The sequence below is a fragment of the Sporosarcina jeotgali genome, assembly GCF_033304595.1.
Taxonomy (GTDB): Bacteria; Bacillota; Bacilli; order Bacillales_A; family Planococcaceae; genus Sporosarcina; species Sporosarcina jeotgali.
The window spans coordinates 1,322,506-1,348,953 of record NZ_CP116341.1; the positions used below are offsets into that span (position 1 = coordinate 1,322,506).

Sequence of the window (26,448 nt, forward strand, 5' to 3'; positions counted from 1 at the left end):
TTCATTTGATGTGCACCTAACGAAGGAGGAGGAAAACGTGAGGAAAAATCAGCGTAAAGTCGATCAGGCTAAAGTACGCCAGCGCAAATTGACTTCCTTCAGAATGAACTTTTTATTCTTTTCTATATTTGTTTTGTTTTCATTGCTAATTTTTCGTTTAGGATATTTGCAAATTGTAAAAGGCGAAGAATATAAGCGTGAACTGGAGCGGACAGAAGAAATTGCAGTAAACACGAGTGTACCAAGGGGACGAATTTTTGACCGAAGCGGACATTTACTTGTAGATAACGAACCGCGTAATGCGATTACATATACGAAGACAACATCTACAACATCTGAAGAAATGTTGAAAACGGCAAAAAAACTTGCGAAGTTGATTGAAAAACCGACTAATCGAATCACTCTTGGAGATAAAAAAGATTATTGGATTCTTTTACATCCTAACGAAGCGATGGATAAAGTAACAAAAAAAGAGCTGCTGGCAATTCAAAAGGACGAATCCATCACAAAAAAAGAAGCTCAGCGTAAAATCACGAAAATGACACGGGACCGCATAACAGACGAAGAATTGGAGTCTTTCACGGAAAATCAGTTAGAAGTTCTTGCGATTTATCGGGAAATGATGTCTGGTTATGCGTATACACCGCAAATTGTTAAAAGTGAAGACGTGACAGATACTGAATTTGCGACTGTTTCCGAACAGCTGAGTTCACTTCCGGGTGTCAATACAACGACAGACTGGGAACGTGTCAAAATGTCTGACAGTGCAATCCTGGGTACGACAACCAGTCCCCTTGAAGGAATCCCTAAATCGGATCTCGATTACTTCCTAGCACGCGGTTATTCACGTAATGACCGAGTAGGGAAGAGTTACATCGAACGGTATTACGAAGATTTGCTAAAGGGTCAGAAGACTGTGGTAAAGAATATTAAAGACCGTACAGGCAGAGTAGTTGAGACAAAAACTGTACGGGAAGGCGAGCCTGGAAAAGATCTAATGCTGACATTAGATACGGAACTGCAATCTCATTTAGAAAAAATTGTCGAGGACAATTTGTTAAAAGCAAAACGGATGGGCGGTTCACAATTTTTAGATCGTGCCTTCTTAGTAATGATGGATCCGAATACAGGTGAAGTGTTATCTATGGTAGGTAAAAGAATCGTAAAAGACAAAGAAACCGGTAAATTGTCTGTTCAGGATTACACATTCGGAGCATTCAGTACATCATACGAAGTAGGATCGACAGTGAAATTAGCAACGATGCTGACTGGTTACAAATACAATGCGCTGCGTTTAGGAGAAACAAAAATTGATGAACCTATTTATGTAGGTAAACAACGTAAAGCCTCACTTTTTAACCAGAACTCTCGTGTTGCGGTTAATGATATTGAAGCGTTAGGACGATCTTCCAACGTCTATATGTTTAAGATTGCAATGGAAATAGCTAATTACAATTATGTAAAAGGCGGAAGTTTGAAAATCGACTTTGATGCGTTCAACAAAATGCGAGACGGCTACGCATCATTCGGCCTAGGAGCTAAAACAGGGATCGATTTGCCTGGTGAAGTATCAGGTTCATCTCCTGAGCCAAACCGTAAAGAACCCGGTAAATTACTTGACTTAGCAATTGGCCAGTACGATACGTACACACCGCTTCAACTTGCACAGTATGTATCTACCGTAGCTAACGGAGGATACAGAATTGCCCCGCGCGTATTGAAAGCTGTCTATGAACCTTCAAAGGACGGTAAAGAATTTGGGGCTCTTCTGAAGCAAAATGACCCATTGGTCTTAAATCGAATTGATAATAGTCCAGAAGAAATTGAACGGGTAAAAAAAGGAATGCACTATACGTACTACCAACCTCGCGGAACAGCTTATAACATCTTCCAAGGTGAAGATTTTGATGCGGCGGGGAAAACGGGTACTGCACAGGCGGGATATTATGAAGGTGATGATCGTTCGCTATGGGGCACTCAAACAGTTTCTGTAGCACACGTAGGGTTTGCACCTTATGAAAACCCGGAGATTGCGTATTCTGTTATCGTTCCGCACGTATCTACGTATACAAATGGCTATGCTCACCCGAACAATGATATCGCTCAAGCAGCTGTTAAAGAGTACTTTGCTCTTAAGAAAAAACGTGCTGGGTCTGAAATCTTTTCTACTGAAACACCTACTATTCAGCCGCCTATAGATGAAAAGGCTGAAAAAGAGAAAAAATAATAAAAAGCCAAGCTCAGCGAAATTGAGCTTGGCTTTTTATTATTGCTTAACAGTGGTCAGTTCTTTTGCAAGTGCTGCAAAATTCATGGAAGAGTCAACCTCGTGCTGTCCGATTTGCATTTTCCCGGACAGTTCTTGTTTTGTTAAATAAGCTTCAAATTCGGATGCACTTTTGATAATCCCCGACTTTTCAAGAGTATCGGAAGCATCTCTGGAAGTATCTCCAGGTGAAAGAGTGAGAATCGTCTTGATCACTGGATCTTGTTTTTCGGATTCGGGTTTCTCTGCAGCAGCTCCGTCAGTTTTTCCGGATTCGTTTTTTTGTTCGGAAGATTGTTGTGCATCTGCTAAAGCCATTTTCACTTCAGCTAATTGTTGTTTTAGCTCTGAAATTTCCGTGTCTTTACTTGCATTTGCTTTGTCTTCAGATGAAAAAGGATGTTGAGTGAAATACAAAACAGCTCCTGCTGTTAGAAAAGCAATCCCGAAAATTTGTAAAAGACGGCGTATCATATGTGCACACCTTTCGAGCGCAGCACAGAACGGACCTGATCCATTTCAAGTGATGACCGTTTAGAAATTTCTTCAATTGAATAACCTTGACTGTGAAGCGCCGCAATTTGGCTGACGATAATTGAATGAACTGGTTTTTCAGTTCTTGCGCTACGAACGGATTGTGTAATCGGCACTGGATCCACCATCAGTTCTTCCTCAAGAGCCTTTAATCGTTTTTTCAGATTATTGGTTTCTTGATGTAAACTGATCGAAATTTTTTCGATTTCGTCAGTGCTTTTTTGTTTGGTTCCAACAAATATCGAAATGATTAATGCTGCAACCCCGATAATCATAAGAGTAATAGGCAGTGGCAAAATTGCCCCCTCCTTAGTTAGTAAGTTTACTTAATCGTACCATATCAAAAACCAATTAGGGAATTTAGATTTACTGCTAGACAATCATTGAATTTATGATACAATAGAACAGTCGTATAAATCATGCTCATAAATACTCTACTATCGCTGATGAGTGGGAGGGACAACAATGCGCGTAAATATTACACTTGCTTGCACAGAATGTGGTGAGCGTAACTATATCACAAAGAAAAACAAGCGTAACAATCCAGAACGTCTTGAAATGAAAAAATATTGCTCACGTGAAATGAAGCAAACGCTTCACCGTGAAACGAAATAATTGCTCATGCCAAAACCTTTCATGGTTTTGGTTTTTTCTTTGAAAAGAAGGGAAGAGAGTATATGATGAAAAGTTTACATAGAAAAAGTTGTTTATTGAAATTGAAAAATTTGTCTGCGGACGAATATTTAGAAAAGTCGGATCGGATACGCTTGCGTTTTCTTGAAACTAAAGAATTCAAGGAAGCTAAGACGATAGCTATCACTATGTCGCGTTCGACAGAAGTTGAAACAAGAAGGATAATAGAAGCATGCTGGGCAATAGGAAAAAATGTAGTCGTCCCGAAATGCTACCCTGAAGAAAAAACAATGGATTTCAGACGAATTACTTCTTTTAACCAACTGGAGACTGTCTATTTGGACATAGAAGAACCTAATCCATTATTGACGGCGTCAGCAGAGAATACAGAAATCGATTTAGTTGTAGTACCCGGGGTAGTGTTCTCATTAGAGGGGTATCGCATAGGCTATGGAGGCGGATATTACGATCGTTATCTGGAAAGCTTTTCTGGAGCGACTCTTTCCGTTGCTTTTGAATTACAGCTGGTTGACCACGTGCCAAAAGAAAGTCATGACTTGCCAGTAGGGAAAATAATTACAGAAGAGCGTGAAATTAAATGCAGCACTCAGGATTAAAAGAGTATTGGGATGTCATAAGACTGATGAAGCGTTTCGGTGCATATATCTATACTGGTGACAGAAGAGCAGATATACTGTTAATGCAGTCTGAACTGAAGGATTTACATAATGACGGACTTATTATGAAAGAAGACTATATCAGTGCATCATTACTCATACGGAATGAGTTGTCAAAATTCGAAGAAACTACTGAAAAGTAGACAATCCACTCCGATGAATTTGTGTTGTAGTGAAACTTTTTTGTGTCTTGAAACGTTATTATAAGTTAGAGGTACTTTTTCGTTTTAGAAAGGAAGAGATAAAATGAGCAGATTTAACTGGCCGAAACATTCGGTACTGGTGATTGCAGTTCTTGCAACCTGGCTAACGACATACTTCGGCTATCTGACAAGTTTTAATATGAGTATCGACAATATGGTTCAACAATTGATTCTCTTTATAAACCCGCTTAGTTTCTTACTGTTAGTTTATGGAGCAGCGCTGTTCATTAAGACATCGAAGCGCCGGAATGCATATTTGATCACAATCAGTGCTATAACATCTATCATTATGTTTGCAAACGCGGTATTTTATCGTTTCTTCAGTGATTTCATTACGATTCCATTGCTCTTCCAAACTAATAACTTTGGAGACTTGTCTTCATCGGTCATGGCGAATATTCACGGCACCGATATTTTCTTCTTCACAGATGTAATTATTGTGGCACTTGCTGTGAAATTTATCCCCCAGCCAACGGAGACGGTACGACAGTTTAAAATGGGGCGTCGTATTTATTTCATCGCAACAGCAGCATTGTTCATGGTGAACTTAGGTCTTGCTGAAGCGGAACGCCCGCAACTATTGACGCGCAGTTTCGATCGTGAATTACTTGTAAAAAATATCGGAACGTACAATTACCATATCTACGACCTGATTATCCAGTCAAAATCACATGCGCAGCGTGTCCTAGCTGACGGCAGTGAACTTTCAGAGGTTGAAAACTATGTACATGCGAATCACAAGGAACCGAGTGTAGATATGTTCGAAGATGCGAAAGGCCGTAACATTATTACGATTTCACTTGAGTCGCTTCAAAGCTTTGTTATTAATCAGGAAATGGATGGTCACGTAATTACTCCATTCCTTAACGAATTGACAAAAGATAAAGACACATTCTACTTTGATAATTTCTATCATCAGACTGGACTGGGCAAAACGTCAGATGCTGAATTCATTGTAGAGAACTCCATTTATCCCCGTAACGGAAGTGCGGTTTTCTTCACACACAGCGGGAATACGTTCGATTCAATGTCAGAGAAATTAGCTGACAACGGTTATTTCACGAACGTTATGCATGCGAATAACCGAAGTTTCTGGAACCGTGATATCATGTATAAAGCACTCGGTATCGAAAAGTTCTACGATGTTGAAAGCTATAACATTGGAGAAGGCCAGGCTGTAAACTGGGGAATGAAAGACATTCCGTATTTTGAACAATCTGTCCAGATGATGAAAGATATGCCGCAGCCTTTCTCTTCTCGCATGCTGACTTTAACAAATCACCATCCATTTGACTTAGATGATGAGGATATGCTGATTCCTCCATATACTTCAAATTCAAAAACGTTGAATAAATACTTTCAAACATCTCGCTACTTGGATGAATCGATCAAAGTATTTTTCGATGAGTTAAAAGAGAACGGTCTATACGATAATTCCATCATTGTGATGTATGGAGACCATTACGGTATTTCTGAAAATCACAATAAAGCGATGGGGATGTATTTAGACAAAGAAATCACACCGTTTGATAATGCTGAGCTTCAAAAAGTACCGTTCTTCATTCACATTCCTGGCAATGGCAAAGGGAAAGTGATGCATGAACTTGCTGGCCAAATGGATATTCGTCCAACTGTGCTAAACTTGGCTGGTATTGATGCGAAAGACGACTTACAGTTTGGTTCTGACTTGTTCTCGAAAGAGCATGAAGACTTTGTCATCTTTAGAGATGGCAGATTTGTAACGGACAAATACGTGTATGCACACGAGGTTTGTTATGATGCTGAAACTGGTGAACCGACAGATGGAGAGCTCTGTGCGCCATATGTCGAGCGGGCAACTAAAGAACTTGAGTTCTCTGATACCATTATCAATGGTGACTTGCTGCGCTTTAAAGACGGGCAGGGAGATCAGCAGCCTCAAACAGAAATTAAAGGCAAGGAATAACAGAAACCCGATTGTGGAATGTACACAATCGGGTTTTTACTTATTAAATCTGGAAACAAAAAACGCCTTTTGCAATTAAGCAAAAGACGTTTTTTGTTTGTGATTAATGCAGGGATGGTGGATAGCCTTGAAATACAATTGTAGCAATTGTAAAGCCACCAAAAATTACGGCTGCCAATAGGTTGAAGACAATACTGAGCAAGTTACGCTCTTTGAATCCTTGCACGGTACCAACTACAGCTAAAATTGCAATAAGACCAAAAATAACCATTAAAAGATTCATAAATGATGACACTCCTTTCAAAAAAGAACAGATGAATGCCTAGTTAGCAATACTCACCTTCTATTGTACTGTTTCAATTCATGTTTGTCGAGCTGTAATCGTGACGATTGTTTGAAATCTTAGTAAAGATTCCGTACTATGAAGAAGAGGAGGCGATTCCCATGAAAATTAAAACATTACCGCTCGGTCCTATACAAGCGAATTGTTATCTGATTAGTGATAACGACGGTAATTGCCTAATAATCGATCCAGGAGAACAGCCCGAAAAGATTGTAGAAGCTGTTGAAGCGGCTAATTTGAAGCCGCTGGCAATTTTACTGACACACGCGCACTTTGACCATATCGGAGCGCTTGAACCGATTCGTAACCGTTATGACATACCGGTTTACATCCACAAAGATGAAAATCTATGGCTGCGCAATCCTGAGTTAAATGGTTCTGCGAAATACCCGATGCTCCCGCCTGTCGTTTGCGCGCTCGCTGATAAAACCATAGAACGCGAAGGTACGATGCAAGTTGGTCCTTTTGAATTTGAAGTCCTTCACACGCCAGGACACTCACCAGGAAGCGTAAGTTACGTATTCCATGAAAACCGGTTTGTCATTGTTGGAGATACCTTGTTCCGTCAAGGTGTGGGCCGTACAGACCTTCCAGGAGGCAACACGCATCAATTACTAACAGCAATCGAACAAAAGCTGCTTTCTCTGGATGAAGACTATAAAGTCTATCCTGGTCACGGACCTAAAACAACACCTAAGGATGAAATGGACTCAAATCCATTTTTAAATGGATTTTAAAAAAACAGCCGAGAATCGGCTGTTTTTACTTTTAGTGTCCTGCCCCAGGTACATGAATGAATGTTGCATAGTACGTGAACCCAACTGTAAATAACATTAAGTACGCGCCAAACATGTACAAGTACATTCTTTCAGTAAGTTTCATGTAGCCAAGCAGCATGAAGAAAATAGTACTAGCGACAAATAAAAGTGCGACTTGGTCCATATGACCAACAAAAAACATAACTGCGAAAATTCCTGTCCAGAAACCACACAGCTTGAACATATTATCCATAAGTGCGTCCCTCCTTACAACAATACAATAAACTCCTCTCTATTATATAGGATAGTGCTGACAAAAGTAAACTCAAAGTAAAAGACTCGATGTGACAGATCAGTGATAATTGGCGGGGATTCATTGTGTTGAATTTAAATTTACATACTGCTAGGGGTATCCAAAATGCTACTTTCACACAAAGCATTCCATTTTTACGAAAGGAAGATTATACTAGGGACAAGACATAAAGCGGTCTTATGTTTAGAGAGAGGGTGTGCATTGGAGACTCAAGAAAATGTAATTGAACTAAAATGTTTTCAACTATTGCAGAAAGCGATAGACGTGGATGCAACAGATATTCATCTTGTCCCAACAGAAGATGGCTATGGACTATTTCACAAAAAAAGTACAAAGCTGGAACGGATCGGCAAACTCCCCCCACAGTTGGCGACCCGAATGATTTCATTTTATAAATTCTTATCTTCCCTCGATATCAGCGACCGCCGAAAACCTCAAAGCGGTTCTTTCCACAAACAATTCAGCAATAAAAATTATTCATTTCGTATTTCGACCATTCCTTCCATTCATCTTTATGAGAGTGCGGTAATCCGTATTCAGCAACATGATCGAATTGTGTCACTTGATCAGTTGTGTCTGGAATCCTCCTGGGCAGACATGTTGAAGCACTCCATTACTCAGCAGCAAGGACTCTTCATGATCACGGGTCCAACCGGATCAGGGAAAACCACAACAATCTATTCGTTGACTGCACACTGCGTCAATGAGCTGAACCGCCACGTGATTACATTAGAAGATCCTGTTGAAAATCCGCACAGTCATTTATTGCAAATTCAAGTGAATGAACGGGCAGGCATGTCATATGCAGCTGGACTTAAAGCGATATTACGCCATTCTCCCGATGTCATTATGATAGGGGAAATTCGCGATGCGGAAACAGCTAAAATTGCTGTCCAGGCATCTTTGACAGGACATCTGGTGCTGACGACGGTTCACGCTAAAGATCCGCTGGGCTGCTTTTACAGGATGATGGATTTCGGGATTTCCGCAGAAGAACTGAGACAAACAGCCGTTTGTATATCAGCACAGCGCCTCATTCGTAAATCGGATGGAGAGCTGGCAGCTGTTTTTGAAATTTTTCAAGACGAAGAATTAGAACGGCTTAAGAACACTCTTAATACGAACGAACCGATCTTCCTTTCTGAAGAAGGGAGAGTGGAGACACTTGCAAGAAAGTACAGTAACTCCAATTACTCTCCGTAAACGGCGTTTTTCACTGAAACGGGACTCATTATTTGAGTTGAATGACAAACCTATGTTTTTAATGCGAGCATCAGAATTACTCAAAGAAGGATATACCATTCATGACTGTTTTTCGCTATTGCTTCCACATCACAGTTCAAATAGTCACAATTTACTCTCGAGAGTAGAAGACATTTTCAGAGAAGGAGCAAATGTCTCAGAAGTATTGAGGGCACTTGGGTTTCCAGATCGGATATTATTGTCCATCGAACTGTCAGAGAGTGATGGGAGACTAGCGGAAGCGCTTGAAGGAGCGTCTGTTCGTCTTAATGCTGCTCAAGTCAGGAAGCAGAAATTCCTCCAAGCTGCAACTTATCCAGTCGTGCTGATGTTTGCTATGGCATTATTGCTCATTGCATTTAAAATCTATTTTTTACCCAACTTTGAAACACTTGCTGCTTCACGTGGTTCAGCCACTCAAGGTATTGAAAAGTATTTACCGCGAATTGTAGCAAAAGCTCCTGATTTGCTATTATTCACAATCGCAATAGGCGGTTGTTTAATTGTGATAGTCAGAATCTATTTAAGGCGATTAAGCCCAGCTGGAAAAATAAAAAGACTGCTGACGATTCCTTTCCTTGGTGAAATGTATAGTACTGTCTGGACTCGGCTTTTCGCTTCTGAAACTGGAAATTTACTGGCGGCAGGTAATTCCATACAGGAAGCAATGCTCATTTTGATGAAACAAAAAACAGATCCCGTTCTAGCACAATTTGCAAAATCGATTCATGAAGAAGCGGGGAAAGGCGAACCTTTTCATTTGGCAATCGAGTTTGCGGATGGACTTACGAGAGACCTGTCCTATTTCGCTAAACATGGATCAGACAGCGGACATCTTGCCAAGGAGTTATTGTTATATAGTGAGCAGCTTGCGAGTGTAATCGATCGCAAAGTGAACCGTATGATGGCTTTGCTGCAGCCTATTTTATTTGTCATTCTTGCGGTTTGTATAATAGCAGCCTATTTAGCGCTTCTCTTACCCGTCTATGGAATGATTAAAAACATGTAAAGGAGCAACTCCAATGAGATTTCTACGGAATGAAAAAGCTTTTACGTTAATAGAAATGATGATTGTCTTATTGATTATATCCGTGCTGATCCTAGTAGCGATTCCGAACGTGACGAAACATTCAAAGTCTATCGATACCAAGGGATGTGCAGCTTACTTGAAAATGGTGGAAGGCCAAGTTCAGGCATATAAAATGGATACCAATAAAATTCCAACTAGCTTGGCTGATCTTACTGCTAAAGACTATTTGCCGGAAGGTGCAAAGTGTCCGGACGGAACAGAATTGACAATAGATGCAGATGGGAAAGTGATTAATCCGAAGGCAGCATCAGGAAATCCGTGAATAAACACTCTGAAACAGGTATGACATTTTTAGAGCTGCTTCTTGTCCTCACAATTTTAGGCGTACTGACAATAATCGTGATTCCTGTCAGCAGCGGCTGGACAATGGAACAATCTGAAAGGGATGCACTTGAGGCCTTTAAAGCAACAGTGCAGCGAATGCAAGCACATTCCATGGCGAATGAGACTACTACTTGGCTTGGTTTTTCGAACGAAGGGAAAACGTACACAGTGACTTACTATGATACAAATGAAATAACTGTCACACACTTCCCGCCAACTATTAAATACGACAATACAAGTACGTTAAGAAATGTAGCTTTTCAAGGAAATGGCAACATGTTCAATACTGGAACGATGACGTTCTTGACATCTAGTGGATCGAAAAAAATTAAATTTCAGTTTCAAAGGGGGAGAATGCTCCTGTATGAATGAGTCTGGTTACTCTTGGCCGGAAGCCATTTTAACATTGTCAATAATGATGATCATTTTTAGTACACTGTTGCCATTGTCGTTCCGAATGCTAGTTGGATTGGATGACAAAAAACGTGAAATGTTGGCAAATGAGACGATGTACCAGGGTGCAGTGCTTTTTACGACCTATGGAATCAGAGACGGGGTTCGTATAGAAGACGGAACGCAGTATGTTTGGGCTGAAGAAAACGGACGACTTTGCGTTACTTATCCATCTTCTGCAAAAACGGAGAAGGCGTGTACACCTTGAAAACTGTACATGATGAGTCAGGTTACACATTGCTTGAAAGTTTGTTTCAACTTGTTATTGCAGCGGCATTTCTTCATCTCATCGTTCTGTTTTTGATGTATAAAGAGTCTGCCCAGCATCAATTGACAGATAGTCAAACCACTGAATGGGAATTATTTATGGTGGACTTGCAAATGGACTTATCTGCTGTACAACTAATTGATGTCAATGAGAATGGAACGATATTAACCGTTTATATGAAGGTTGCAGAAGATAACAAAGAATACAGCAGTGTAGGCGGGGTAGTTCGCAGACGTGTCGGAAACCAGGGACATGTTCCGTTGCTGACGCAGGTGCAGTCCCTTCGATTTACAGATGAAGGCCATTTGATAGCCGTTTCTGTCACGCTCCAAGATGGTACGGAACGGATAAGGAGGGTTGCGGTTGGTCTCAGTGACGGATGAACGGGGAGTGGTCCTTGTAATGGCACTTGCATTATTATTTTTCGTCTCCCTCTTTCTTTTTACATTCGTTTCATGGCATAGTAGTTTATATGGAACTTATGATTCGCTGGGAACGGTGTATGAGAAAGCAGCGATAACAAAAATGCAGGGCGGATGATTTTATGAACAAAGTATACCTAGTTGGATTCATGGGATGCGGAAAAAGCGCAATCGGCAAACGGCTGAGTTTTTTTACCAAGCTTCCCTTTTATGACATGGATCATGAAATCGTACAGAAAACAGGTATGACAATCCCTCAAATATTTGCAACCTACGGGGAAGAACGATTTCGTGAGATGGAGACTGAATTTCTTCAAACGTTTCGAGACGAAATGTGCATTATAGCTACAGGCGGCGGTGTTGCCATGCGTAAGGAAAATCGTAAACTTATGCGGGAAAGCGGTCTGGTCTTTTTCTTGGATGCCCCATTTCGTGATATCTGGCGAAGAATTGCAACCGATAAAAACAGACCTATCGTTCACCGGTCAACTCGCAGCGAAATTGAAAAGCTTTATCACAAACGGTACGAGGCGTATAAAGAATCTGCACATTTTATTGTACAGACACGCCAGCGTTCACTTAGTAAAGTCACGGAATATATAGCGTTTCAAATGGAACGCTTATCCAGCAAACCAACTATCATTGCAAGTCATCAAGACACAGCAGGCAGCCCTCAAAAGTAATTGCACTTCAATCAGCAAACTGGTAAGATAGGGTCGATAGATGATAGTTTTCCGAATCTTAAACTTTTTGTAACGAATTGAATAGTGCGGATGAATACATGGGGAGAGCGCGCAATCAATGCGCCGCCGAAGGAGCAAGTGACTGGGTCATGAATCTCTCAGGCAAAAAGACTCATGTTGGACGCATCTCTGAACAGTGCTGGCTAAAGCCAGCTTCTGAAGTCAGCTTCCGAAATGAGGAGCGTTCAGTAGAATGGACAGGGGCTCTCTTTTAAAAAAAGGGGGTCTCTTTCCTTTTTTGAAGATGAATGGGGGAGATTGTGTTGTCAGTAACTTTGAAGCGAACACCACTTTTTGAAAGCTATGTGCCGTATAACGGAAAAACAATCGATTTTGGCGGTTGGGAGTTACCAGTTCAATTTTCAAGTATAAAAGCAGAGCATGAAGCTGTCCGAACGGCTGCTGGATTGTTTGATGTTTCCCATATGGGAGAGGTCGTTGTCAGCGGAGAAGGTGCACTTTCTTTCTTGCAGAAACTAGTTACAAATGATGTCGCAAAATTAGTCGACGGTCAAGCTCAATATACGGCTATGTGCTATGAAGATGGCGGCACGATCGATGATTTGTTAATCTATAAAAGGAGCGATAATGACTACCTGTTAGTAGTAAACGCATCCAATATTGAAAAAGACGTCAGCTGGATGAAACAACAAGCTGGTGATGATGTCGAAATTGACAACCAGTCCGATAACTGGGCACTTTTAGCATTGCAAGGACCTAAAGCAGAAATGATTTTGCAGCGTTTGACAGATGAATCACTTGCTGAAATCCGATTTTTCCGTTTTAAAGATCATGTAAATGTGGCGGGTGAAACGACTCTGCTATCCAGAACTGGTTATACAGGCGAGAATGGATTTGAAATCTACTGTACTCCTGAGTCAGCAGTTAAGCTGTGGGATGCGATTCTGACTGAAGGGAAAGAAGACGGTCTCGTACCTTCAGGCTTAGGTGCTCGCGATACGCTGCGTTTTGAAGCGGGACTTCCACTGTATGGACAGGAATTGTCGAAAGATATCTCCCCATTAGAAGCAGGACTTGGTTTTGTTGTGAAATTGAAAAAAGAAGAAGACTTCCTGGGGAAATCCGCGTTAGCTGCACAAAAATCAGATGGCGTTCCGCGGAAATTGGTAGGAATTGAGATGATTGATAAGGGGATTCCACGAACTGGATATTCTGTTTATCATAATGATGAAGTAGTTGGTGAAGTAACGACTGGTACACAATCTCCAACTTTGAAAAAGAATATCGGATTTGCTTTAGTGAACCAAAATCTTTCGGAGCTTGGAACGGAACTCGAAGTCGAAGTTCGCAATAAAAGATTGAAAGCTAGAATTATTGAAACACCGTTCTATAAACGTTCATGAAGTGAAGCGGATACAATTTCCGTACAAAAGGAAAGAGGGGAAATAATTATGATGCATCGTTATATGCCAATGACAGAAGCCGACCGCGCGGAAATGCTGAAAGTGATCGGAATTTCATCTGTGGATGAACTTTTCGCTGATATACCTGAGAGTGTTCGTTTCACAAGAGATCTAGCAATCAAAGAAGCTAAATCCGAATCTGCTTTAATTAAAGAGCTTTCAAGAGCAGCTGCAAAAAATGCAGATTCTAAACAGTATGCATCCTTCCTTGGAGCAGGCGTTTATGATCACTATAAGCCGATAATTGTCGACCACGTGATTTCCAGATCTGAATTTTATACAGCATATACACCGTATCAGCCGGAAATTTCTCAGGGGGAGCTTCAGGCAATCTTTGAATTCCAAACGATGATTTGTGAATTGACAGGAATGGATCTTGCAAACTCTTCTATGTATGACGGCGGTACTGCACTTGCAGAAGCGGGAACTCTGGCAGCAGGGCATACCAAACGCAAAAAACTGCTTGTTTCTGAAACGGTTCATCCTGAATCCCGCGATGTAGTTCGCTCTTATGCCGATGGTCAGCAGATTGAAGTTATCACAATCCCGCAAAAAGATGGTGTGACAGACGTTGAAGAATTAAAGAAATTGCTGGCTGATGATACGGCTGCTGTTCTGGTGCAATATCCGAACTTCTTCGGTCAGGTTGAAGAATTGCAGGCAATCGGGGAGCTGGCACACGACAATGGTGCATTGTTTGTCGTATCATCCAACCCGCTGGCACTTGGAATACTCACACCTCCAGGCGAGCTTGGAGCAGACATCACAGTTGGAGATGCACAGCCTTTCGGCATCCCTGAACAGTTCGGCGGACCGCATTGCGGCTATTTCGCAGTAACTAAGAAATTGATGCGTAAAGTTCCGGGACGTCTTGTAGGTGAAACAACAGACGATCAAGGCCGGCGAGGCTATGTGCTTACATTACAAGCGCGTGAACAGCATATTCGACGTGATAAAGCCACTTCCAATATTTGCTCAAACCAAGCTTTGAACGCACTTGCTGCTTCTGTTGCAATGACAGCTCTGGGTAAAACGGGCGCTCGTGAAATTGCCTACCAAAACTATGCAAAAACTCATTATGCTAAGCAAGCATTCGAAAAAGCTGGTTTTACAGTCCTTGGTGGAAATTCGCACTTTAACGAGATCGTAGTAGATTGCAAACGTTCAGTGAAGGAGTTGAACCGCCAATTGCTGGAGCAAGGGATTATCGGCGGATACGACCTTAGTTTGACATATGCAGGAATGGAAAATCACGCATTATTCGCAGTGACTGAGCAACGGACAAAAGAAGAGATTGATGCACTTGTGCAGGAAATGGAGGCCGTTCATGCATAACGAAAACCAACCACTCATTTTTGAAGTCTCAAAACCAGGGCGTATCGGATACAGCTTGACTGATTTGGATGTTCCTGAAGTAGATTTGTCAGCACTTTTGCCTGATTCGTTAGTGCGTAAAGAAGATGCTGCACTTCCAGAAGTTTCTGAATTGGACATCATGCGTCACTATACTGCTCTATCGAACCGGAATCATGGCGTTGACACAGGATTTTACCCGCTTGGATCATGTACGATGAAATACAATCCGAAAATTAACGAAGCGGTTGCACGTATACCAGGTTTTGCTAATATTCATCCATTGCAAGATGAGTCAACTGTACAAGGAGCAATGGAAGTTGCCTACGATTTGCAAGAACATCTTTGTGAAATTACAGGGATGGATGAAGTTACGCTTCAGCCGGCAGCTGGAGCACATGGTGAGTGGACTGCATTGATGATGATTCGTGCATTCCACGAAGCCAATGGAGATACAGGGCGTACTAAAGTGCTTGTTCCAGACTCTGCACACGGAACAAATCCAGCATCTGCAACAGTTGCAGGATTTGATACAGTTACCGTTAACTCCGATGAAAACGGTCTTGTAGATATCGAAGACTTAAAGGCTAAGGTAGGAGAAGATACTGCGGCTCTAATGTTAACGAACCCGAATACTCTTGGTCTTTTTGAAGAACACATTATGGAAATGGCGAAAATCGTCCATGGTGCTGGCGGGAAGTTATATTATGATGGCGCCAACTTGAATGCTGTTATGTCAAAGGCGAGACCTGGAGACATGGGCTTTGACGCAGTACACTTGAACTTGCATAAGACATTCACAGGACCGCATGGCGGCGGCGGTCCGGGATCGGGTCCGGTAGGTGTGAAGGAAGATCTTGCAGCTTTCTTGCCAAAACCGATATTGGAAAAGAACGATGGCGTATACACGTTCAACTATGATGTTCCACAATCTATTGGCCGTGTGAAGCCTTTCTATGGAAATTTCGGAATTTATTTGCGTGCGTATACGTATATTCGCTCGATGGGACCAGACGGTTTGAAGGCAGTTACTGAAAATGCTGTGCTGAATGCGAACTACATGATGCGTCGCTTGGAACCGTATTTCGATCTTCCATACCCGCAGCACTGTAAGCATGAGTTTGTATTATCAGGCCGTCGCCAGAAGAAACTTGGTGTACGTACACTTGATATGGCAAAACGGCTGCTCGATTTTGGATTCCACCCGCCAACAGTTTATTTCCCGCTTAATGTTGAAGAAGGCATGATGATTGAGCCAACTGAAACAGAGTCGAAAGAAACGCTGGATTCTTTCATCGATGCAATGATACAAATTGCGAAAGAAGTGGAAGAAAACCCGGAGATTGTTCAAGAAGCACCTCATACAACCGTTATTAGTCGTTTGGATGAAACGAAAGCAGCGCGGAAGCCTGTGCTTCGTTACACCCCCCAGACAGAAGAAGAATTAGTGAAAGCATAACAAAAGGACCGAAGCCCTCAGGCTTCGGTCCTTTTCATCTCATTATTTTTTACTTTTTACTTTACCTGACCATGTACGGAAGCCGCCTTGTAAATGGTAGAGCTGCGTGTAATCTTTCTTTTTCAAGAAAAGAGCTGTCCGCGCGCTTTTACCTCCATTTTGATCATACAAGTAAACGGGTTTGTCAGGACGAATTTCTTTATACCGCTGTCGCAATTGTGTGTACGGAATGTTGCGGGCACCAAGTATGTGGCCAGCATCAAAATCTTTTGGTTCACGTACATCGATCAGCTGCGCTTTTCGGTAACCTTCAATGAATTCCTCTTGCGTCAAATTCGTAACCGCTTTTCGAAGCCGAAGCGCCGTAATGATGAAATAAGCAATCATTACAACCAAAAGTCCTATTAAAATATAAAGATTAGCATTCAAAGCATTTTTCCCCTTTCTATCTCATTCTTCATTATAAAGATTAAGTGGCACATGTTCAATTGCAATGATAAAATTGAATTCGTTATGAAGGGAAAGGCGGGGGGAAATGGGTAAAATTCAATGGAATTATATACAGTCAGGCAAGTGTTCTCCATCTTTTAATATGGCGTTAGACGAAGCGCTCCTTGACTGGCACAGCAAAGGGGAGATTGGACCAGTTCTCCGTTTTTACGAATGGGATCCTGCGACGCTCTCAATCGGTTACTTTCAAAGTGTATCCAAAGAAATCGATATGGAAGCCGTGAAGCAAAATGGATTAGGGTTTGTACGCAGGCCTACGGGGGGCAGAGGGGTTCTGCATGAACACGAACTTACATACAGTGTGATTGTTTCAGAAGACTATCCAGACATGCCTGAAACCGTGACAGAAGCATATCGGGTCATTTCAGGCGGATTATTAGAAGGGTTCCTCAATCTGGGGCTGAATGCTTCTTTTTCAGTTCCTTCAGAACTTGTCTCGGAACAGTTGAAACGCCCGAAGAGTGGAGTTTGTTTTGACACTTCCAGTTGGTACGAACTCGTTGTAGAGGGGAAAAAAGTGGCAGGAAGTGCACAAACTCGTCAAAAAGGCGTGATTTTGCAGCACGGAGCAATTTTACTTAGTTTGAATGAGGACAAACTTGTTTCCTTGTTTAAATTTGAATCAGAAGAAATAAGAGAGCAAGTACGAAAAGGACTTCCTGAAAAAGCAGTCGCAATCGACCGATTAACAGACCGGACCATAACTGTTTCAGAATGTTTGTCAGCTTTTTCGCAAGGCTTTGAAAAAGCGCTTGATATAGAACTCGTACCTTATAAACTCACGAGTGACCAGTTAAGGGTCGTCGAAGAAATTGAAAATCGAAAATATGCAAATGATGCATGGACTTATCGAAAATGAAAAAAGGAAGGCTCCGTTTACGGGATGCCTTCCTTTTTCATTATAAATTCACTGTACTCATTTCACTCTCAGGAGATAAAGGGGACGGGTCAGTTAAAACTTCCTCGCCGTGTATTTCAATCTCAAGTAATTTGTTGAACGAGGCAATCGCAACTTCTACTTGATCATCTTCTGGCTCTTTTGTAGTTAACAGCTGAAGCCATAACCCGGGGTATCCTAAGAATCGCAGCACTGGAATATTTCGCACGGCATTCGTAATTTGAAGCACTTCAAACGATACTCCAAGGACAACAGGGATGAGAAGAATACGATTTACAATTCGTAACCAGAACGGATCTGTTGGAACTAAGAAATAGATGAACATCCCGACAATAACTGTGAAAAGCAAAAAACTGCTGCCGCATCGATAATGCAATCGTGATTGAGCCTGGACATTTTCAACAGTTAAGGGAAGGTTGTTTTCATAGGCATTGATGACTTTATGCTCTGCACCGTGGTATTTGAAAACCCTTTTAATTAAAGGGGTCATGGATATTAGTGACACATAACTTAATAAGAGAGTTAGTTTGAATAATGTTTCTAACAGAATTTGAGCAGTTTTCCCCGGGAAGATCGGGTGGAAAAGTCCTGCAAGGAATACTGGGAATAGTGTGAAGACGAATTTCCCAAATAGAAAGGAAAGTACGCCAACTGCTGCTACTCCTAAAATCATTGTCAGCTTTGATGATTCTTCATCCGATTTGTCAACTTCTTCACCAGGCATTACATCATAATGATCACTTGCGAAGGTCAGGTGTTTCGAGCCGAGTCCTGCTGACTCGATTAGTGCGACAATTCCTCTGACTAGAGGAATCTTTTTTAACTTTTGACGAACCGGGCTGCTCTCTTTCAGTACGTGAAAATAATCAATCGTGCCATCTTTACGACGTATAGCGGTTACTGTATGTTGTTTCCCTCCAAACATGACGCCCTCTATAAGAGCCTGACCGCCATAGGCAGGTGATTTCTGATTCTCTTCCATGTACAGCCCACACTTTCTTTTTAAAGTCTCAATTTTGTATCAATGTTGTTATTGTACAGGAAAGTAAGAGATTGCTCCACCATCACGTTTAAAATCAGGAGAACCGGCGACACTTGGAGCAGGAGGGAACAGCTATGCATATACCTACACTTTTGTGGACCTCGTTGTTTGCTGCGTTACTAACAGCATTGAGTCTAAAGTTCTTGAAAGTCTTTCACTTTGTTAAATGGTCACCAATTGGATGGTTCCGCAAATGGAACATCCTTGCTACAGACTCTCCAATTGTAAAATGGGTTGTATTAATTATTGTTTTAAGCCTGCTATTCATGGTCCTTTACAGTGTTCTGCATTTCACTGCAGGAATTCCGCCATCCATCACTTCGATATTGCTAGCCATTATCATTGTTTGTGCAGTGGAATGGACGATTTCACGACCTGCTTCTTTCGGATCTGCGTTCAAGTCGGTTTCAATCCCCTTTCTTTGCCTTGCGGCTATTATATCCAGGTTTGTTGCAGGTACTGCAATTTTTATGAAAAATGAACTGCCTAAGAATGCGAAATAGGTTACCTCGTCAAAATGTTGTGATAAAATAGAAAGGAAAATGGCTGGGGGTTGATAGGCAGTGGATTTGTTGCTATTAAATGGACCTAATTTAAACAGATTAGGAAAACGGGAACCCGATGTTTATGGTCATGAAACACTCGAGGATATTGAAAGTCGTATTCGCGCGCTGTGCATGGATCATAATATCGGGTTGTCGTGTTTTCAATCGAACCATGAAGGTGCTTTGATCGACCGTATTCATCAAGCGGCAGACGATGGCACATACGGAATCGTATTTAACCCTGGTGCATACACGCATACTAGTATTGCTATTCGGGATGCTGTTGCATCTGTAAACTTACCAGTCGTGGAAGTACACATTTCGAATATACATAATCGAGAATCATTCAGGCAAAACTCTATGCTCGCTCCTGTATGTGCGGGACAAATTTCAGGATTAGGTACCGATGGCTATCTGTTGGGTGCGCTTGCATTAATTCGCAAAATGGAAAGGGAATGATTAATTTGAAACTTGCTAAACTTAGAGAATTGCTTGCAGAAAAAGAATTGGATGCATTATTCATTACAAGCGGATATAACCGCCGCTATATGACTGGATTTACCGGGACTGCCGGTGCAGCAATCATTTCTAAAGATGATGCGGTATTCATTACCGACTTTAGATATATGGAGCAGGCAGCAGCACAAATCAAAGACTTCCGTATTGTACAACATGAAAAAACAATTATAGAAGAAGTTGCTAAGCAAGTTGAGCAGATGAAAGTAAAGCGTTTAGGATTTGAGAAAGAAGACTTAACATTTGGGATGTACGAGCTGTATAAAAGTAAAGTGTCGGCTGAGCTCATTCCGACTGCAGGTCTTGTGGAAAAACTGCGGATCATTAAAACGCCTGAGGAATTAGAAGTTTTAAAGCAGGCTGCAAAAATTGCAGATGATGCATTTACACATATTTGCGGATTCATCAAAGCTGGGATGACAGAACTAGAGGTATCAAACGAATTAGAGTTCTTTATGCGTAAACAAGGAGCGACATCATCATCATTTGATACAATAGTCGCTTCAGGCGTGCGGGGAGCACTTCCTCATGGTGTTGCGACTGACAAAAAAATTCAATCCGGAGAACTCGTGACATTGGATTATGGTGCGTTGTATAATGGATACATCTCTGACATAACGCGAACAGTGGCTGTCGGTGAACCATCGGGAAAAATGCGGGAAGTCTATGAGATAACCCTTGCTGCACAGAAATTAGCAGTTGAAGGCATTAAACCGGGGATGACCGGCATCCAGGCAGATGCGATTGCACGGGATTACATTGCTTCAAAAGGGTATGGTGAGGCGTTTGGTCATTCTACGGGTCACGGTATTGGTCTGGAAGTTCATGAAGCCCCTGGACTGTCCTTCCGCTCTGAAACAGTGCTGGAGCCTAATATGACGGTTACTGCTGAACCTGGAATCTACTTGCCGGGTATCGGAGGCGTAAGGATTGAAGACGATCTCGTAATCACAGAAAATGGTTGTGAACGGTTAACTCACTGTACAAAAGAACTGCAAATTTTATAAGAGCTATTGGAGGAAACAAGATGATTTCAGTAAACGATTTTAAAACAGGTTTGACAATCGAAGTAGACGGCGATATTTGGCGCGTAATGGAATTCCAACACGTTAAACCAGGTAAAGGTGCTGCTTTTGTACGTTCAAAATTACGTAACTTGCGTTCAGGAAACGTGAACGAGAAAACGTTCCGTGCTGGAGAGAAAGTTGCGAAAGCACAAATTGACAATAAGCGTATGCAATATCTTTATGCGAATGGTGACGATCACGTCTTCATGGATAACGAAAGTTTCGAGCAAATTGAATTGCCTGCAAAGCAAATTAAAGAAGAGTTGAACTATTTGAAGGAAAACATGGAAGTGCACGTTATTCAATACAAAGAAGAAGTTCTTGGTGTTGAAGTACCTTCTACAGTGGTACTTGAAGTAGCTGAAACTGAACCCGGTATTAAAGGCGACACTGCAAGCGGCGGTTCAAAACCAGCGAAACTTGAAACAGGCCTTACTGTACAAGTTCCATTCTTCGTAAATATCGGTGACAAACTTATCATCAACACAGAAGAAGGCGAATATGTTTCCCGCGCATAATCACATTGCTTTCTGAATTACTACAACTACTCTATAAAAAGCTTGCCCATTCAAATTGAATGGGCAAGCTTTTTTCATATTGTTTAATGCACGTGCGTATAGTGAAACAGGAGGAGGATCGCCGGATGGAATTGAATGACCTGCTGCGAATTGCCGGCATCGGACTGGTTATCGGTTGTTTGCACATCTTTTTCGAACAGACAGGTAAGAAAGAGTTCTCTTTTTTCTTGTTTTTCATTGCTTATTTGTACATCGCAGTTGAAATGATCCGCTTTTTGAAGATTTTCTTTACCGAAATCTCCGAGTTCTTCCAATGGCTTTCTTTGGCAATGTAATGGCACTCCTTTTTCAATTACTCGCCGTTTTTTTGTTGCTGCTCATTATCCGTTTTGCAGTCCCGCAGTTGCATCCAATCTTGTATAGTGCCTTATATCTTTTCGTTTTTGCTTATATCATGATGGAAGTTTTGATTCCGTTCATTAAAAAGTTAAGTGATATTTTTCACGGTGTTCCTGAGCCGTATGGGCAACTGTTATTAATGAGTGCATTCTTGTTTTTCATTTCAGAGTCGATTACACAGCATTTGTCTGAATCCGGATATTCATCGTTTGCAAACTTAGCTCAATTTGTAGTCAAAATTACCATCCTGTCCTTCTGGCTGCCTGAGCTCGTCAATCTCATACAGACACTCACTGCGCTCATAACGCCGTGAATGGGGGAGGATAACCATACTCGATTTCCTGCAATCACTGCTTAGTGGATTGGTTTATAGCTTCATCGTCGTACTGATCATTGCTCTGATGGCAACGGTTTTGAATTATTTGTTCCCTTCGTTCTCGGAGTGGACGAAGCAGCTGCTCTATATCGTGATTATTCTAGTAGTACTCCGTCCCGCGTTTGAACAGCTCCTGCTTATTCAGCAACTCATGAAGTCCATCGCCATGTTATTCGTTACGAGTTATCCGGTATTGACTGCAGGCATGGCAATTTCGGGAAATGCACTTAGCCTGCTGAACTTTCAGCCTGCGCTGCTGTTGTTTGCAAATGGAGCTGTGTTTTTTGCAGATAGATTGTTATTGCCTTTGGTCACGGCTGCGTTGCTGTTTGATATTGTTACACGGCTGAATCCCCTTATTTCGTATGCAAAGCTTTCGGACATGCTGCGGACAACTTTATTAGCTGCAGTTTCTTCCATTGTTGCAGCCTATTCAATTTTCATTACTGCAGGAGGGGCGGTTTCTTGGGGGATTTCAGAAGCCGCAAGCGAACCGTTGAAAGAATTGATTCGACAGAACATCCCTTTCGTCGGTTCATTTGTGACGGACAGCATGGGAACCCTTGGACGCTACTCGTCTGGGGCTGGATTCATGGTAGGAGGATGGCTGTTAGTTACATTATGGGGGATTGCCATATTACCTGTGGTGCAGACGCTGCTTCTGGCGTTTTTATATCGATGGTGTGCAGCTCTAATTGAACCGTTTACATCGATGGAACTATCGGATGTTTTGGATGATATCGGCCGATCTCTATTTGTTCTATGTGCCATTACATTCCTAATGATTTTTGCATTTGTCTATACGGTTCTGTTTTTTATCGTTTACGTGAAACTTTCAATTACTTAACGGACTTAGGGGGAGATTTGGTATGACAAATTTCTGATAGGTGTTGTTCTAATCTCAGTTCTCTCGGGGGTGTTGTCTATGATGCTGCCTGAATCCAGGAAAGAGGAATTTGGACATTTGGCTAAACTGGCTGCTGGTATGTGGCTGTTACTGAATATCTTTTCATTTCTCAGGTTATAGGGACCAGAATTTGTGCATACATTGTTTCATAGATGAACAGGCCCCCGGTCCTAAACAGACAGATGGAATGGTGATGTCATGCAAAAACCGACTGGGAAAATGCAAGTGATCCTATTTATAGGAATCACGGTTCTCGTATTCATCTTACTCAATCCACCCTGGAATTCAGATGGAGCGACGTCCGGGAAGTCCAATGAAAAGGAGGGGAACATCGAAACGACAGCACTCGAATCAGCACTGGAAAAGATTGATGGAGTGGGGGAGGTTTCTATTTACCTTCATCCTCCAAAAGGAGCGAAAGAACAATCACCGCTTACGGATTATTTTACGAAGTCAGCGGACTCTATCACAGACGAAGTGACGGGCGTACTTGTGGTGGCGGAAGGAGCTGGTAATCCAGGCCTTAAATCTGAACTCACAAGGATATTGGCTGCTGTCCTTCAACTACCAGAACATCGAATTGTTATCGTTGAAATGACCAAAAGGGGGAACTATGATGAGAACAAATAAACGTACTGTATGGTTTTTAACACTAATGAGCCTTGTTGCTGTTATCTCGATTTACTATATTAAAGAGAAAGCACCCATGCCGTTCGACGGAATCTCCATTTTTTCAAGTGATATGACTGAAACGGCTGAAGTTCCGAAAAAGGGCTCATCCGATAAGCAAACTCCGGTGTTTGCAACGTCATATCTATTCGAAGAAATGCGGATGGAAGTCCGTGATGAGCGCAGTAAAAAGTCAGAACAACTGAATGCGAAGATGACATCCCCTGATTATACTGCTGAAGAGAAGAACGAAGCATTCGAGGAAATGTCTGAGCTTAATAAACGAGATTCCGCGGAAGCGTTATTAGAATTGCAGATCAAGGCGCTCGGATATCCTGAAGCCTTTGTCCGAACAGAAGATGGTGATGTGAAAGTAACTGTGCTTTCAACTGAAGGACATTCTAAACAATTAGCAGATGAAATCACACAATATGTTCTTGCAAGCTGGGACGATGCTAAAAAAGTACAAGTCGATTTCACAGGTAATCAGTAATCCGTTAAAGGCCCAAAATCCGGGTCTTTTTTTCTGTTTACAGATTTTTAGAGGAGAAATGGGGGTTAACTATTTCAAAATCCTTAAAAAACGTCTACTATAGAAGATGAGGGTGTAAAAACAAAACTTTATGGAGTCAGGAGAATCGTTCATGTTAAAGATTCAGGAAATTAGAGAAATCATTAAACTTATCGATCAGTCTTCAATCGACAAATTTACGTATGAAGCAGATGGAGCTAAAATTAAAATTGTCAAGAGTAATACAAGCGCAACAGCTATTGCACCGGTTCAAGTCCAAGCACCAGTACCAGATGTTCAAGATTCCACTTCAGGAGCACAGTCTGTTCAGCAAGCTGTACCTGAAACTGCGGAGGCACCTAAACAAGCAGCACCGGTTGCAGAACCTGCAGCTGAGGCGAAAGCTTCTGATGCATCACTAAAGAGCATCGTATCTCCAATGGTTGGTACGTTTTATAAGTCATCATCTCCAGAAGCAGCAGCTTTCGTTCAAGTTGGACAGAAAGTTGGAGCTGAAGATGTTGTCTGTATCGTAGAAGCTATGAAACTATTCAACGAAATTGAAGCAGAAGTATCTGGTGAAATTGTTGAAATTCTTGTTAAAGATGGACAGCTCGTTGAGTATGGGCAGCCTCTTTTCCTTGTAAAAGAAAATTGAAGGGGGAATGGACGATGAAGAAAATTCTAATCGCAAATCGAGGCGAAATTGCCGTTCGTATTATCCGTGCATGTAAAGAGCTCGGTCTTGAGACAGTTGCAGTATACTCTGAAGCCGATCGTGATGCACTGCATGTCAAAATTGCCGATGAAGCATTTTGCATCGGACCCAAACTCTCAAAAGACAGTTACTTGAACTTTTCAAATATCATAAGTGTCGCAAAAATGACCGATTGTGATGGAATCCATCCAGGGTATGGTTTCCTTGCTGAAAACGCAAGCTTTGCTGAAATGTGTGAAGAAGTGAATATCGAGTTTGTCGGCCCTACTTCTGATGCGATTGCTCGTATGGGAACGAAAGACGTGGCACGTGAAACGATGCGTCTGGCAGGTGTTCCGATTGTGCCCGGATCTGACGGTCTAGTAGCTGATGAAGAGGAAGCGCTTACGGTCGCTGAGGAAATCGGTTTCCCAGTTATAATTAAAGCAACAGCCGGCGGCGGCGGGAAAGGAATCCGTGTAGCGCGTGATCCTGAAGAACTTAAAAAAGGTATTAAGATTACACAAAAAGAAGCGGCAGCTGCATTTGGTAATCCAGGAGTGTATCTTGAAAAGTTCATTGAAATTTTCCGCCACGTTGAAATTCAAGTATTGGCCGATAAGCACGGCAACACAGTCTATCTGGGGGAGCGTGATTGTTCCATTCAACGCCGTATGCAAAAGTTAGTGGAAGAGGCTCCATCTCCTGCACTAACTCCTGAGATGCGCAAGGAAATGGGACAGGCAGCTGTGAAAGCAGCAGAAGCGGTCGATTACAGAGGTGCTGGTACGGTTGAATTCATCTTCGATCACATCAATCAGAAGTTCTACTTCATGGAAATGAATACAAGAATCCAGGTAGAACATCCTGTAACTGAAATGATTACGGGGATTGACCTCATTCAACAGCAGTTGAAAGTTGCAGCAGGTGAGAAGCTTCCTTTCAAACAAAAAGACATTAAAATTAATGGCTGGTCCATTGAGTGTCGCATCAACGCGGAAAATCCAGAGAAAAACTTTATGCCATCTCCCGGTACGGTTGAAATGTATCTTCCGCCAGGCGGAAACGGAGTCCGTGTAGATTCTGCAGTTTATCCAGGATACAAAATCCCGCCATTTTATGACTCGATGGTTGCGAAACTGATTGTTCATGCAGATACTCGAGAAGAAGCAGTAGCCCGTATGAAACGTGCATTAGATGAGTTTGTGGTAGAAGGGGTTAAGACAACGATCCCGTTCCACTATAATCTTATGAATCACGATGTGTTTAAATCAGGAGACTTTGATACGAAGTTTCTTGAAAAATATGATGTCATGCAGTCAAACTAAGGAAGGAGGCGTGCA

35 protein-coding genes and 1 riboswitch are annotated in these 26,448 nt (G+C 41.9%); of the genes, 29 read left to right on the plus strand and 6 right to left on the minus strand.

The window, feature by feature from the left end; genetic code table 11:
- Positions 1–37 precede the first annotated feature (37 nt).
- Positions 38–2,227 carry a peptidoglycan D,D-transpeptidase FtsI family protein gene (locus PGH26_RS06320; RefSeq protein WP_323693148.1) on the plus strand — a complete coding sequence of 730 codons (2,190 nt, stop codon included), beginning with the start codon at positions 38–40 and terminating at the stop codon, positions 2,225–2,227.
- A 39-nt stretch (positions 2,228–2,266) separates the two neighbouring features.
- Here PGH26_RS06320 and PGH26_RS06325 read toward each other — a convergent pair whose 3' ends face one another.
- Both PGH26_RS06325 and PGH26_RS06330 read right to left on the minus strand, forming a co-directional pair.
- The gene (locus PGH26_RS06325) at positions 2,267–2,740 is read right to left on the minus strand and encodes a hypothetical protein (RefSeq protein WP_323693149.1); all 474 of its coding nucleotides are present in this window, start codon (positions 2,738–2,740) and stop codon (positions 2,267–2,269) included.
- On the minus strand, positions 2,737–3,096 hold the full coding sequence (locus tag PGH26_RS06330) for a hypothetical protein (protein ID WP_323693150.1): 360 nt from the start codon (positions 3,094–3,096) through the stop codon (positions 2,737–2,739). Before PGH26_RS06330 ends, PGH26_RS06325 begins: the two co-directional genes overlap by 4 nt.
- Before the next feature lie 169 nt (positions 3,097–3,265).
- Here PGH26_RS06330 and rpmG point away from each other — a divergent pair, with 169 nt between their 5' ends.
- The 4 genes from rpmG to PGH26_RS06350 all read left to right on the plus strand — a co-directional run bounded on the left by rpmG (position 3,266) and on the right by PGH26_RS06350 (position 6,258).
- Positions 3,266–3,415, plus strand: coding sequence for a 50S ribosomal protein L33 (gene rpmG / locus PGH26_RS06335; protein ID WP_025784754.1), 150 nt, complete (start codon positions 3,266–3,268; stop codon positions 3,413–3,415).
- Positions 3,416–3,477: 62 nt separating this feature from the next.
- Positions 3,478–4,050, plus strand: coding sequence for a 5-formyltetrahydrofolate cyclo-ligase (locus tag PGH26_RS06340; protein ID WP_323693151.1), 573 nt, complete (start codon positions 3,478–3,480; stop codon positions 4,048–4,050).
- Positions 4,032–4,253 (plus strand): YqgQ family protein, encoded by a 222-nt coding sequence (locus PGH26_RS06345; protein WP_323693152.1) that lies wholly within the window; start codon positions 4,032–4,034, stop codon positions 4,251–4,253. The genes PGH26_RS06340 and PGH26_RS06345 overlap by 19 nt, the downstream gene beginning before the upstream one ends.
- Before the next feature lie 103 nt (positions 4,254–4,356).
- On the plus strand, positions 4,357–6,258 hold the full coding sequence (locus PGH26_RS06350; protein ID WP_323693153.1) for an LTA synthase family protein: 1,902 nt from the start codon (positions 4,357–4,359) through the stop codon (positions 6,256–6,258).
- A 103-nt stretch (positions 6,259–6,361) separates the two neighbouring features.
- Here the strand turns inward: PGH26_RS06350 and PGH26_RS06355 are convergent, their stop codons facing one another.
- On the minus strand, positions 6,362–6,541 hold the full coding sequence (locus PGH26_RS06355) for a DUF2759 domain-containing protein (RefSeq protein ID WP_025784750.1): 180 nt from the start codon (positions 6,539–6,541) through the stop codon (positions 6,362–6,364).
- Positions 6,542–6,702: 161 nt separating this feature from the next.
- On the opposite strand from PGH26_RS06355, the gene PGH26_RS06360 reads away from it, so the two are divergent.
- Positions 6,703–7,338, plus strand: coding sequence for an MBL fold metallo-hydrolase (locus PGH26_RS06360; RefSeq protein ID WP_323693154.1), 636 nt, complete (start codon positions 6,703–6,705; stop codon positions 7,336–7,338).
- A 31-nt stretch (positions 7,339–7,369) separates the two neighbouring features.
- Here the strand turns inward: PGH26_RS06360 and PGH26_RS06365 are convergent, their stop codons facing one another.
- Complete coding sequence (locus PGH26_RS06365; protein WP_025784748.1) at positions 7,370–7,612, minus strand: DUF2626 domain-containing protein; 243 nt, start codon at positions 7,610–7,612, stop codon at positions 7,370–7,372.
- A 261-nt stretch (positions 7,613–7,873) separates the two neighbouring features.
- Between PGH26_RS06365 and comGA the strand changes: the two genes are divergently transcribed.
- The 11 genes from comGA (at position 7,874) to gcvPB (ending at position 16,450) form a co-directional block, all read left to right on the plus strand.
- The gene (comGA, locus tag PGH26_RS06370; protein ID WP_323693155.1) at positions 7,874–8,875 is read left to right on the plus strand and encodes a competence type IV pilus ATPase ComGA; all 1,002 of its coding nucleotides are present in this window, start codon (positions 7,874–7,876) and stop codon (positions 8,873–8,875) included.
- A complete protein-coding gene (gene comGB, locus PGH26_RS06375; protein WP_323693156.1) occupies positions 8,838–9,923 on the plus strand; it encodes a competence type IV pilus assembly protein ComGB in 1,086 nt (361 codons plus the stop codon). The genes comGA and comGB overlap by 38 nt, the downstream gene beginning before the upstream one ends.
- 13 nt (positions 9,924–9,936) lie before the next feature.
- On the plus strand, positions 9,937–10,266 hold the full coding sequence (gene comGC, locus PGH26_RS06380; RefSeq protein WP_323693157.1) for a competence type IV pilus major pilin ComGC: 330 nt from the start codon (positions 9,937–9,939) through the stop codon (positions 10,264–10,266).
- Entirely contained in the window at positions 10,263–10,700 is a 438-nt protein-coding gene (locus PGH26_RS06385; RefSeq protein WP_323693158.1) for a hypothetical protein, read from the plus strand. Before comGC ends, PGH26_RS06385 begins: the two co-directional genes overlap by 4 nt.
- Entirely contained in the window at positions 10,693–10,989 is a 297-nt protein-coding gene (locus tag PGH26_RS06390) for a hypothetical protein (protein ID WP_323693159.1), read from the plus strand. The genes PGH26_RS06385 and PGH26_RS06390 overlap by 8 nt, the downstream gene beginning before the upstream one ends.
- Positions 10,986–11,432, plus strand: a complete 447-nt coding sequence (gene comGF / locus PGH26_RS06395) for a competence type IV pilus minor pilin ComGF (RefSeq protein WP_323693160.1) — start codon at positions 10,986–10,988, stop codon at positions 11,430–11,432. The genes PGH26_RS06390 and comGF overlap by 4 nt, the downstream gene beginning before the upstream one ends.
- Positions 11,413–11,589: a hypothetical protein gene (locus tag PGH26_RS06400; RefSeq protein ID WP_323693161.1), complete on the plus strand. Its 177-nt coding sequence runs from the start codon at positions 11,413–11,415 to the stop codon at positions 11,587–11,589. Before comGF ends, PGH26_RS06400 begins: the two co-directional genes overlap by 20 nt.
- Before the next feature lie 4 nt (positions 11,590–11,593).
- Positions 11,594–12,154 carry a shikimate kinase gene (locus tag PGH26_RS06405; RefSeq protein WP_323693162.1) on the plus strand — a complete coding sequence of 187 codons (561 nt, stop codon included), beginning with the start codon at positions 11,594–11,596 and terminating at the stop codon, positions 12,152–12,154.
- 90 nt (positions 12,155–12,244) lie between these two features.
- Positions 12,245–12,338: riboswitch (glycine riboswitch) on the plus strand.
- 139 nt (positions 12,339–12,477) lie between these two features.
- Positions 12,478–13,578 (plus strand): glycine cleavage system aminomethyltransferase GcvT, encoded by a 1,101-nt coding sequence (gene gcvT / locus PGH26_RS06410; RefSeq protein ID WP_431312519.1) that lies wholly within the window; start codon positions 12,478–12,480, stop codon positions 13,576–13,578.
- A 48-nt stretch (positions 13,579–13,626) separates the two neighbouring features.
- The gene (gcvPA, locus tag PGH26_RS06415; protein WP_323693164.1) at positions 13,627–14,973 is read left to right on the plus strand and encodes an aminomethyl-transferring glycine dehydrogenase subunit GcvPA; all 1,347 of its coding nucleotides are present in this window, start codon (positions 13,627–13,629) and stop codon (positions 14,971–14,973) included.
- The gene (gcvPB, locus tag PGH26_RS06420; RefSeq protein ID WP_323693165.1) at positions 14,966–16,450 is read left to right on the plus strand and encodes an aminomethyl-transferring glycine dehydrogenase subunit GcvPB; all 1,485 of its coding nucleotides are present in this window, start codon (positions 14,966–14,968) and stop codon (positions 16,448–16,450) included. The genes gcvPA and gcvPB overlap by 8 nt, the downstream gene beginning before the upstream one ends.
- Before the next feature lie 42 nt (positions 16,451–16,492).
- On the opposite strand, the gene PGH26_RS06425 is transcribed toward gcvPB, so the two are convergent.
- Positions 16,493–16,837 carry a rhodanese-like domain-containing protein gene (locus PGH26_RS06425; RefSeq protein WP_323693478.1) on the minus strand — a complete coding sequence of 115 codons (345 nt, stop codon included), beginning with the start codon at positions 16,835–16,837 and terminating at the stop codon, positions 16,493–16,495.
- A gap of 148 nt (positions 16,838–16,985) precedes the next feature.
- Here PGH26_RS06425 and PGH26_RS06430 point away from each other — a divergent pair, with 148 nt between their 5' ends.
- Positions 16,986–17,819: a lipoate--protein ligase family protein gene (locus tag PGH26_RS06430; RefSeq protein WP_323693166.1), complete on the plus strand. Its 834-nt coding sequence runs from the start codon at positions 16,986–16,988 to the stop codon at positions 17,817–17,819.
- Between the two features lie 40 nt (positions 17,820–17,859).
- Here PGH26_RS06430 and PGH26_RS06435 read toward each other — a convergent pair whose 3' ends face one another.
- Complete coding sequence (locus tag PGH26_RS06435; RefSeq protein ID WP_323693167.1) at positions 17,860–18,840, minus strand: DUF1385 domain-containing protein; 981 nt, start codon at positions 18,838–18,840, stop codon at positions 17,860–17,862.
- A 134-nt stretch (positions 18,841–18,974) separates the two neighbouring features.
- On the opposite strand from PGH26_RS06435, the gene PGH26_RS06440 reads away from it, so the two are divergent.
- From PGH26_RS06440 to accC, 11 genes are all read left to right on the plus strand, one after another.
- Positions 18,975–19,403, plus strand: coding sequence for a hypothetical protein (locus PGH26_RS06440; RefSeq protein ID WP_323693168.1), 429 nt, complete (start codon positions 18,975–18,977; stop codon positions 19,401–19,403).
- A gap of 60 nt (positions 19,404–19,463) precedes the next feature.
- A complete protein-coding gene (gene aroQ / locus PGH26_RS06445; RefSeq protein WP_323693169.1) occupies positions 19,464–19,904 on the plus strand; it encodes a type II 3-dehydroquinate dehydratase in 441 nt (146 codons plus the stop codon).
- Positions 19,901–20,968, plus strand: coding sequence for a M24 family metallopeptidase (locus PGH26_RS06450; protein ID WP_323693170.1), 1,068 nt, complete (start codon positions 19,901–19,903; stop codon positions 20,966–20,968). Before aroQ ends, PGH26_RS06450 begins: the two co-directional genes overlap by 4 nt.
- Positions 20,969–20,988: 20 nt before the next feature.
- Complete coding sequence (gene efp / locus PGH26_RS06455) at positions 20,989–21,546, plus strand: elongation factor P (protein WP_323693171.1); 558 nt, start codon at positions 20,989–20,991, stop codon at positions 21,544–21,546.
- 125 nt (positions 21,547–21,671) lie between these two features.
- Positions 21,672–21,881, plus strand: a complete 210-nt coding sequence (locus PGH26_RS06460; RefSeq protein WP_025784730.1) for a SpoIIIAC/SpoIIIAD family protein — start codon at positions 21,672–21,674, stop codon at positions 21,879–21,881.
- Complete coding sequence (locus PGH26_RS06465) at positions 21,860–22,258, plus strand: SpoIIIAC/SpoIIIAD family protein (protein ID WP_323693172.1); 399 nt, start codon at positions 21,860–21,862, stop codon at positions 22,256–22,258. Before PGH26_RS06460 ends, PGH26_RS06465 begins: the two co-directional genes overlap by 22 nt.
- A 49-nt stretch (positions 22,259–22,307) precedes the next feature.
- Positions 22,308–23,168 carry a stage III sporulation protein AE gene (locus PGH26_RS06470; RefSeq protein ID WP_323693173.1) on the plus strand — a complete coding sequence of 287 codons (861 nt, stop codon included), beginning with the start codon at positions 22,308–22,310 and terminating at the stop codon, positions 23,166–23,168.
- A gap of 258 nt (positions 23,169–23,426) precedes the next feature.
- Entirely contained in the window at positions 23,427–23,858 is a 432-nt protein-coding gene (locus PGH26_RS06475; protein ID WP_323693174.1) for a hypothetical protein, read from the plus strand.
- On the plus strand, positions 23,845–24,390 hold the full coding sequence (locus PGH26_RS06480) for a SpoIIIAH-like family protein (protein ID WP_323693175.1): 546 nt from the start codon (positions 23,845–23,847) through the stop codon (positions 24,388–24,390). Before PGH26_RS06475 ends, PGH26_RS06480 begins: the two co-directional genes overlap by 14 nt.
- 151 nt (positions 24,391–24,541) lie before the next feature.
- Positions 24,542–25,066 carry an acetyl-CoA carboxylase biotin carboxyl carrier protein gene (accB, locus tag PGH26_RS06485; RefSeq protein ID WP_323693176.1) on the plus strand — a complete coding sequence of 175 codons (525 nt, stop codon included), beginning with the start codon at positions 24,542–24,544 and terminating at the stop codon, positions 25,064–25,066.
- A gap of 14 nt (positions 25,067–25,080) precedes the next feature.
- On the plus strand, positions 25,081–26,433 hold the full coding sequence (accC, locus tag PGH26_RS06490) for an acetyl-CoA carboxylase biotin carboxylase subunit (RefSeq protein WP_323693177.1): 1,353 nt from the start codon (positions 25,081–25,083) through the stop codon (positions 26,431–26,433).
- Positions 26,434–26,448 lie beyond the last annotated feature (15 nt).

Bases quoted from the DNA above. Each gene is read 5' to 3' on its own strand.
- PGH26_RS06480 (WP_323693175.1), top strand. From the start codon at position 23,845: ATGAGAACAAATAAACGTACTGTATGGTTTTTAACACTAATGAGCCTT.
- PGH26_RS06435 (WP_323693167.1), bottom strand. From the start codon at position 18,840: ATGGAAGAGAATCAGAAATCACCTGCCTATGGCGGTCAGGCTCTTATA.
- rpmG (WP_025784754.1), top strand. From the start codon at position 3,266: ATGCGCGTAAATATTACACTTGCTTGCACAGAATGTGGTGAGCGTAAC.
- PGH26_RS06465 (WP_323693172.1), top strand. From the start codon at position 21,860: ATGGCTTTCTTTGGCAATGTAATGGCACTCCTTTTTCAATTACTCGCC.
- accC (WP_323693177.1), top strand. From the start codon at position 25,081: ATGAAGAAAATTCTAATCGCAAATCGAGGCGAAATTGCCGTTCGTATT.
- gcvPA (WP_323693164.1), top strand. From the start codon at position 13,627: ATGATGCATCGTTATATGCCAATGACAGAAGCCGACCGCGCGGAAATG.
- PGH26_RS06390 (WP_323693159.1), top strand. From the start codon at position 10,693: ATGAATGAGTCTGGTTACTCTTGGCCGGAAGCCATTTTAACATTGTCA.
- gcvPB (WP_323693165.1), top strand. From the start codon at position 14,966: ATGCATAACGAAAACCAACCACTCATTTTTGAAGTCTCAAAACCAGGG.
- PGH26_RS06475 (WP_323693174.1), top strand. From the start codon at position 23,427: ATGCAAAAACCGACTGGGAAAATGCAAGTGATCCTATTTATAGGAATC.
- PGH26_RS06460 (WP_025784730.1), top strand. From the start codon at position 21,672: ATGGAATTGAATGACCTGCTGCGAATTGCCGGCATCGGACTGGTTATC.
- PGH26_RS06325 (WP_323693149.1), bottom strand. From the start codon at position 2,740: ATGATACGCCGTCTTTTACAAATTTTCGGGATTGCTTTTCTAACAGCA.
- PGH26_RS06350 (WP_323693153.1), top strand. From the start codon at position 4,357: ATGAGCAGATTTAACTGGCCGAAACATTCGGTACTGGTGATTGCAGTT.
- PGH26_RS06450 (WP_323693170.1), top strand. From the start codon at position 19,901: ATGATTAATTTGAAACTTGCTAAACTTAGAGAATTGCTTGCAGAAAAA.
- comGC (WP_323693157.1), top strand. From the start codon at position 9,937: ATGAGATTTCTACGGAATGAAAAAGCTTTTACGTTAATAGAAATGATG.
- PGH26_RS06365 (WP_025784748.1), bottom strand. From the start codon at position 7,612: ATGGATAATATGTTCAAGCTGTGTGGTTTCTGGACAGGAATTTTCGCA.
- PGH26_RS06355 (WP_025784750.1), bottom strand. From the start codon at position 6,541: ATGAATCTTTTAATGGTTATTTTTGGTCTTATTGCAATTTTAGCTGTA.
- PGH26_RS06425 (WP_323693478.1), bottom strand. From the start codon at position 16,837: ATGATTGCTTATTTCATCATTACGGCGCTTCGGCTTCGAAAAGCGGTT.
- accB (WP_323693176.1), top strand. From the start codon at position 24,542: ATGTTAAAGATTCAGGAAATTAGAGAAATCATTAAACTTATCGATCAG.
- PGH26_RS06360 (WP_323693154.1), top strand. From the start codon at position 6,703: ATGAAAATTAAAACATTACCGCTCGGTCCTATACAAGCGAATTGTTAT.
- PGH26_RS06440 (WP_323693168.1), top strand. From the start codon at position 18,975: ATGCATATACCTACACTTTTGTGGACCTCGTTGTTTGCTGCGTTACTA.
- PGH26_RS06405 (WP_323693162.1), top strand. From the start codon at position 11,594: ATGAACAAAGTATACCTAGTTGGATTCATGGGATGCGGAAAAAGCGCA.
- PGH26_RS06340 (WP_323693151.1), top strand. From the start codon at position 3,478: ATGATGAAAAGTTTACATAGAAAAAGTTGTTTATTGAAATTGAAAAAT.
- PGH26_RS06345 (WP_323693152.1), top strand. From the start codon at position 4,032: ATGCAGCACTCAGGATTAAAAGAGTATTGGGATGTCATAAGACTGATG.
- PGH26_RS06430 (WP_323693166.1), top strand. From the start codon at position 16,986: ATGGGTAAAATTCAATGGAATTATATACAGTCAGGCAAGTGTTCTCCA.
- efp (WP_323693171.1), top strand. From the start codon at position 20,989: ATGATTTCAGTAAACGATTTTAAAACAGGTTTGACAATCGAAGTAGAC.